This window comes from Desulfovibrio sp. DV (genome assembly GCF_001936595.1).
Classification (GTDB): domain Bacteria; phylum Desulfobacterota; class Desulfovibrionia; order Desulfovibrionales; family Desulfovibrionaceae; genus Solidesulfovibrio.
Map to the genome: position 1 here is coordinate 21,376 of NZ_MLBG01000058.1, position 6,276 is coordinate 27,651.

The 6,276-nt window shown below is 66.2% G+C and carries 6 protein-coding genes; 3 read left to right on the top strand and 3 right to left on the bottom strand.

Annotated elements, in window-relative coordinates; translation table 11 throughout:
- On the top strand, positions 1-717 hold the full coding sequence (locus DVDV_RS13235) for an ABC transporter ATP-binding protein (protein ID WP_075355124.1): 717 nt from the start codon (positions 1-3) through the stop codon (positions 715-717).
- Here DVDV_RS13235 and DVDV_RS13240 read toward each other — a convergent pair.
- The 3 genes from DVDV_RS13240 to DVDV_RS13250 form a co-directional block, all read right to left on the bottom strand.
- Positions 692-2,863 carry a PAS domain-containing protein gene (locus DVDV_RS13240; RefSeq protein ID WP_075355130.1) on the bottom strand — a complete coding sequence of 724 codons (2,172 nt, stop codon included), beginning with the start codon at positions 2,861-2,863 and terminating at the stop codon, positions 692-694. The two genes, DVDV_RS13235 and DVDV_RS13240, sit on opposite strands and share 26 nt — an antisense overlap.
- 121 nt (positions 2,864-2,984) lie before the next feature.
- The gene (locus tag DVDV_RS13245; RefSeq protein WP_075355125.1) at positions 2,985-3,314 is read right to left on the bottom strand and encodes a flagellar protein FlaG; all 330 of its coding nucleotides are present in this window, start codon (positions 3,312-3,314) and stop codon (positions 2,985-2,987) included.
- 73 nt (positions 3,315-3,387) lie between these two features.
- The gene (locus DVDV_RS13250) at positions 3,388-4,287 is read right to left on the bottom strand and encodes a DMT family transporter (protein ID WP_075355126.1); all 900 of its coding nucleotides are present in this window, start codon (positions 4,285-4,287) and stop codon (positions 3,388-3,390) included.
- 176 nt (positions 4,288-4,463) lie between these two features.
- Between DVDV_RS13250 and DVDV_RS13255 the strand changes: the two genes are divergently transcribed.
- Positions 4,464-4,913 carry a hypothetical protein gene (locus DVDV_RS13255; RefSeq protein ID WP_075355127.1) on the top strand — a complete coding sequence of 150 codons (450 nt, stop codon included), beginning with the start codon at positions 4,464-4,466 and terminating at the stop codon, positions 4,911-4,913.
- Positions 4,914-4,968: 55 nt separating this feature from the next.
- Complete coding sequence (locus DVDV_RS13260; protein WP_075355128.1) at positions 4,969-6,246, top strand: class II fructose-bisphosphate aldolase; 1,278 nt, start codon at positions 4,969-4,971, stop codon at positions 6,244-6,246.
- Positions 6,247-6,276 lie beyond the last annotated feature (30 nt).

Below are 6,276 nucleotides of genomic sequence, written 5' to 3' on the forward strand. Positions count from 1 at the left end.
GTGGCCGCGATTTTGGAACTTGAGGGCGTCTCGGCCCATTACGGCCGCATCCAGGCCCTTCGCGACGTGACGCTTCGCGTCGAGGAAGGCGAGATCGTCACCATCATCGGGGCCAACGGCGCAGGCAAGTCCACCACGCTCATGACCATCTGCGGCATTGTCCGGGCCAGTGCCGGCGATGTGCGCTACCTGGGGACCTCGATCCTGGGCAAACGGGCCGACGAACTGCCGGCCCTGGGCCTTTGCCAGGTGCCTGAGGGACGGCGCATCTTTCCGCGCCTGACGGTCCAGGAAAATCTCGACATGGGTGCGTTTTTGCGCCGCGACAGCGACGAGATCGAGGCCGACCTCGGCATGGTCTTCCGGCTCTTTCCGGTTCTTTTCGAGCGGCGCAAGCAGCACGGCGGCACGCTGTCCGGCGGCGAGCAGCAGATGCTGGCCATTGCCCGGGCCTTCATGGGCCGTCCGAAAATGCTGCTCCTGGACGAACCGTCCCTTGGCCTTTCGCCCATGATCTCCCAGCACATCTTCCGCATCATCCGAAACGTCAACGAAGAACGCGGCGTGACCATCCTGCTGGTTGAGCAAAACGCCAACATGGCGCTCAAGCTGGCCGACCGGGCCTATGTCATGGAAACGGGATCGGTGGTCATGGAAGACAAGGCCAGCGCCCTTCGGGAAAACGCCGACATCAAGAAGGCCTATCTCGGCCAGTAGCCGCCTCGTCCAGGCTGTCGTCCCCGACCGTAAAGCGCAGGGCAAACGAAAACACGCTGCCCTTGCCAGGCTCGCTCTCCACCCCGATCTCCCCGCCCATAAGGCCGACCAGCCGCCGGCTGATGGCCAGCCCCAGGCCCGTGCCGCCGAAACGCCGGGTGGACGAGGCGTCCACCTGGGTGAAGCTCTCGAAAATCCGGGCCTGATCTTCCGGGGCGATGCCGATACCGGTGTCGCGCACGGCAAAATAGACATCCGTGACCAGACCGCCGTGCCCGGGCAACACGCACGGCCGGGCACAGGCCACATCCACGCTCACCCGGCCCGTTTCGGTAAACTTAAGCGCGTTCCCCACCAGATTGAGCAGCACCTGCCGCAGCCTGTCGCCGTCGCCGACCAGCAGCCGGGGCACCTCGTCCCCGATCCGGGCCGAAAGGGCCAGCCCCTTGTCCCTGGCCAACGGCTCCAGGGTGGCGGCCACGCCCTGGATGATGGAGGACAGGACAAACGGCTCGGCCACGAGTTCCATCCGCCCGGACTCGATTTTGGACAGGTCGAGAAGATCATTGACCAGAACCAGCAATGAAGCCGCGGCGCTTTGCAGGTCATCGAGGCACTGCACCTGCCCTGGCTCCAAGGGGGTGGTCCCAAGCAGTTGGGCCATGCCCATGATGCCGTTTAAGGGCGTACGCAGCTCGTGGCTGACATTGGCCAGAAAGTCGCTCTTGGCCCGATTGGCCGCTTCGGCCGCCTCCCTGGCCCGGATGATTTCGGTGACGTCGCGGGCGAAAACGGCTGCCCGGCCCGGCGTTCCCGGAGCGGCCGGCAGGGGGGCGATGATGATGTCGAACAGGATGCCGGCGCGCTCGTCGGTGAAACGGACCGGACGGCCAAGGAGCAGGGCCCGGTTGAGGTGGGCCAATCGCGACCGGGCGAGGTCCGGGGGAAAGACCGTGTCAAAGGTCCGCCCCGCGACCACCTCCGGGCCAAGGTCGAGTCCTTGGGTGGCGGCCATGTTGGCGGCCAGAATGCGTCCGGTGGCGTCGGCCAGGAACACCCGGTCCGAGGTGGCGTCGAGCAGGGCCGTCACTGTGGCTGCATTTTCCCTGGCGGCGGCCTCGGCGGCCTTGCGGGCGCTGATGTCGGAGACCACGCTGATGTAATGGAGCGGCGTCCCGGCAGCATCGCGCAACAGCGTCACGGTCAGGCTGACCCAGACCAGGGAACCATCTTTGCGCACATAGCGCTTGTCCATGGTATACGAGTTGATGGCGCCGGCCCGCAGGCGCTCAACCTGATCCAGGTCTTCGCCCAGGTCGTCGGGGTGGGTGATGGCGGTATAGGTCCGGGCCAGCAAGGCTTCGGCCGTGTAGCCGGTAATCTGCTCAAAATGGGGATTGACGCGCAGGAACTGCCCGTCAAGGCCCACATGGGCGATGCCCACGGCGGCCAGCTCAAAGGTGTCGCGAAACCGCCGTTCCGAAGCACTGAGGGCTTCGCGGGCCGCGATGTTCTCCCGGGTGGCGCAGATGGCCCGGCGCAGCACCAATGAGGCGAACACGCCCAAAACCAGCGTGCCAAGGCCAATGGCAGCCACAGCCAGCCGGGCGTGGTGGTCCTGGCTGGCCAAAAGCCCCAGCACGGCGGTTCGGATGCCGGCGCGGGTCTGCTCCAGGCAGTCCCGGAGCTCGGTCCGGGCCGACCGGGCGTCCTGCCCCTGCAACAGGGCCAGGGCCGGGCCGGAGCCTCCCGGAGCGAGGGTCAGTTGCATGGCCTGATCCCCCAGGTCGAGGACGGCCTGCAAGCGCCGGTCGAGGCAGTCCGGACTGGCGAGTCCCCGGGCTTGCAGCGCGACGCGGCGCAGGGTCCCGGCGCTGGCGAGGCAGGATGCGGCCTGCTCCCGGTAGGCGGCGACAGCCCGGGCCTCCCCGGTGACGGCGGCCGACAGGGCCAGGGAATGCATTTCGCCCACAGCCGCCTGCACATCGGCCACGGCTCCGTCCAGGGCAAACCGGAAGGTGGCCGTGTTGTGCTCGGCGGTCAGTTCCATCCAGCCCAGGGCAAAAGCCAGAGCCAGCCCAAGGCCAAGCAGGGCCAGGAAGGCATGTGTCGGAAAACGACGGGATGGCGGGCGGAGGCTTGGCATGGCGTTGTCTGGCATTGCGGGTATCGCTTCAGTTCAGACGCCTAACAAGCCGTCAGGGAAAAATGCGTAAACTCTGACCTGTTTACCGGATGGCCCGGCAAAGGGCAAGGCGGCCGCTGGGCTAGACGGATTTGTCCACAATGGCCGTGGCGGCAAAGGCCCGCAGTTTGGCCGCCAGGCGCAGCCACTGGTCGTCGGGCAGATCGTAGACCACCTTGCCGGACTCCGAGTCGCGGACCTGGGCCTGGATGATCTGGGTGGCCTCGTCGATTTTAAGCCGGACCCGGTGCTCGGGAAAGGGCGACTCGGCCGTGTGGGCCGGCGTCTCTTCCGTCTTGGAGGGCTGGCTGGAACGGGGGGCAGGCGCGGCCGCAACCGGGGCCTGCGCCAGGGATGGCGCGGCTGTCGGGGCCGGGGCGGCCAGGGTGGAGGTGACGTCGCTTGCGCTCATGGTATGTTCCGGCGGCGAAGACGATCCGCGCGGTCCTCCGTATCCTTCCTATCGGAATCGGGCCGACCCGACTTTAGTCTGCCTGGCGCGCCGGTGCAATCGGCGGCAACGGGGCGCGAAACCGCTCCCTGGCCCCGTCCCAGATGGTCAGCAGCACCGAGGCGATAATGAGGCCCGCCCCGAGATAGCCGACAATGCTGAAGCGCTCGCCAAACATGGTATAGGCCAGAAGAGCCGCCATGACCGGCTCGAAGGTGGCCGTCACCGCCGCCCGGGTGGCCTCCAGACGCTTCAAGCCCGCATAATAGAGTGAATAGGCCCCATAGGTTGAGCACAGGGCCAGGATGAGGCAGGGCACGGCCCCGGCCAGGGTCGGGGTGGTGAACTTCGTAAAGGGGAGCAGGGCCAGGGACCCGACCGGCAGGGCATACAGGAAAAGCGTCGGCGTCTTGTACCGGCCCAGGTAGTATTTTCCGAAGATGTAGTACAGGGCGTAGGTCACCCCCGAGAGCAGGCCGAAAACAATGGCCCGGCCGTCGACCGCGGCCCCGCCGTCGCCCGGCCCAAGGCTCACCCCGGCCACGCCGGCAATGGTGGCCGCCACTGCCGCCACCTTGTAGCCCCCCATCCGCTCCTTGAGAAAGAGCCAGGACATGAGCGCCACCCAGGCCGGAGCGGTATAGAGCAGCACCGAGGCCAGGGCTGCGCCGCCGGCTTCAACGGCCACCACATAGGCCCCGAACAGCCCGGCAATGCCGGCCACGCCGAAACCGGCCACCGCCGGCAGGTCGCGCCGGTCGATGTGCGTTTCCCGGTTGACTACGGCCTGGGCGGCAAAAAGCACCCAGGCCAGGGTCGTGCGCCAGAAGGCCACCTCCACCGTGTCCATGCCGGCGGCAAACGACAGCTTGGACAGCGGCCCAATGAGCCCCCACAGGGCGGCGGCGGCAAGGACATAGAGGTAGCCCGACATGTTCCCTCCGAAAAAGCGTGTTGCGGCGAGGCTTGCAGCTACCAGAAAGTGCGCCCCCGCGAAAGGAAAAACCCCCTCCACGGGCGGGTGATTGCCGCCGGTTTGTTGATTGTTTCGGCCTCCCGTACTATGCCCTAAACGGTTGCGCCCCGAAATTGGGGCAAAAGGAGCGAACTATGCTTTCGCGCAAACTTTTTTGCGTTGCCGATCCCACCCACGCCGATTTCGGCTGGGCCGCCGAGAGCCGTTTCCTGCATATTCGCAAATACGACGCCTGCGGCAACACCACCAGCAACTGGACCTTCCCGGTGGCCGACACGGCCACCGGCGAAATGACCTGCGCCATCTGCGGCAGCCCGGCCTACATGGCCCTGCCGCCAACGGCCGCCGGCACGGCCTCGGTGGTCAGCTGCGATTTCCTCGGCCACTGCCAGTCCGGCCCGGCCGACGCCAATCTGGCCCGCCTGGACGCCCTATGCTCCAGGCTTGCCGACATTCCCTTTCCGGTTGAGCGCGCCCGCATCGCCTCGGCCGTGGCCGCGCTGATCCGGGCCACAGCCGATGATCCGGCCGCCGTGGCCATCCTTGAGCGCCACAAGATCAAAGACGTTTACGCCGCCGGCTGATCCGGCCGGACGCACCTTTTCGGGCCACGCGCCCCGCCACGACAAGGAGGACTGCATGACCAAGACGGATATGACCGCATTTGACCAGGCCCTGGCCGTTGGCCGCCCGCCCAACATCAAAACCATTTTCCCCAACTCCCGGGCGCTTATCGTCAGCGGCAAGGCCATCGACCGGGCCATGCTCAACAAGGGCAAGGCCATGACCATTGCCGCCAACTCCCGCAGCAACGCCGTGCTGCGCGGAGCGCTCATGGCCGCCCAGAAAGCCGATGCGGCCATCATCGTCGAGATCGCCCGGTCCGAATCCAACTACTGCAACGTCACCATGTGGAACATCGCCCGGCAGGCCGACCAGGCCATGAACGAACTGGGCATCACCGTGCCCGTGGCCATCCACGCCGACCACTACGGCATCAAAAAGGCTTCCGATATCGCCGAAGCCCAGGCCGAGATCCCCACGCTGTTCGAGGCCGGCATCACCTCCATCGCCATCGACGCCTCCCACCTGCCCGACGAGGAAAACCTGCTGGCCAACATTGCCCTGGCCCCGTTCGTTCCGGGCTGGGCCGGCTACGAGACGGAAGTGGGCGAGATCAAGGGCAAATCCGGCCTTTCCACAGCCGACGAAGCTCTTTTCCTCATCCGGGGCCTCAATGCCAACGGCATCCACCCGGACTGGATTGCCCTCAATAACGGCACCACCCACGGCATCGAGGCCTCGGCCACGGGCATCCAGGTGGAGCTGACCGCCGAGATCCACCAGGCGCTCACCGCCTACGGCATTTCCGGCGCCCAGCACGGCACGTCAGGCAACTCCTCGGAAAAGCTCAAGGAAATTGCCGCCCTGACCCGCACCACCAAGGCCAACGTGGCCACGGCCCTGCAGATGATCGCCTGGGGCGTGGCTGTCAACGACTACGGCAACGCCATCATGGACGCGGCCGGGGCGTTTATCAAACAGCCCGGCAAGGGCCTTGATGACGCGCTGTGGGCCGAGATGGTGGGCTATGCCGACGGCAAGGCCATCAAGGCCGGCGACTACAAAAAGCTCAACTGCGTTTTTGAAAACAAGATCCTGGCCCAGCCCAAGGACGTGCGCGACCGCATGGCCGGAGCCGTGGCCGAGTTCGTCACCTGGCTTTTGACCGACGTCTTCAATGCCGGCGGCACCGCCTCCCTTGGCATCGAAGCCCTGCTCGCCGCCGGTTCCTATGATCTTGGCCCCAAGGCCGGACGCATCGAGAACCCGGCCGAATGGACCCGGGAAAAGATTCTGGAACGGGCCAAGACCCTGTCCCGCGACAAAGGCCCTGAGGGCGATTTCGACGACTAGCGCTGCGTTTTCCCAAAAGCATGCGGGGGG

Excerpts from the sequence above, each read along its gene's own strand:
- DVDV_RS13245 (WP_075355125.1), bottom strand. The coding sequence starts at position 3,314 with ATGAGCGCAAGCGACGTCACCTCCACCCTGGCCGCCCCGGCCCCGACA.
- DVDV_RS13255 (WP_075355127.1), top strand. The coding sequence starts at position 4,464 with ATGCTTTCGCGCAAACTTTTTTGCGTTGCCGATCCCACCCACGCCGAT.
- DVDV_RS13240 (WP_075355130.1), bottom strand. The coding sequence starts at position 2,863 with ATGCCAAGCCTCCGCCCGCCATCCCGTCGTTTTCCGACACATGCCTTC.
- DVDV_RS13260 (WP_075355128.1), top strand. The coding sequence starts at position 4,969 with ATGACCAAGACGGATATGACCGCATTTGACCAGGCCCTGGCCGTTGGC.
- DVDV_RS13250 (WP_075355126.1), bottom strand. The coding sequence starts at position 4,287 with ATGTCGGGCTACCTCTATGTCCTTGCCGCCGCCGCCCTGTGGGGGCTC.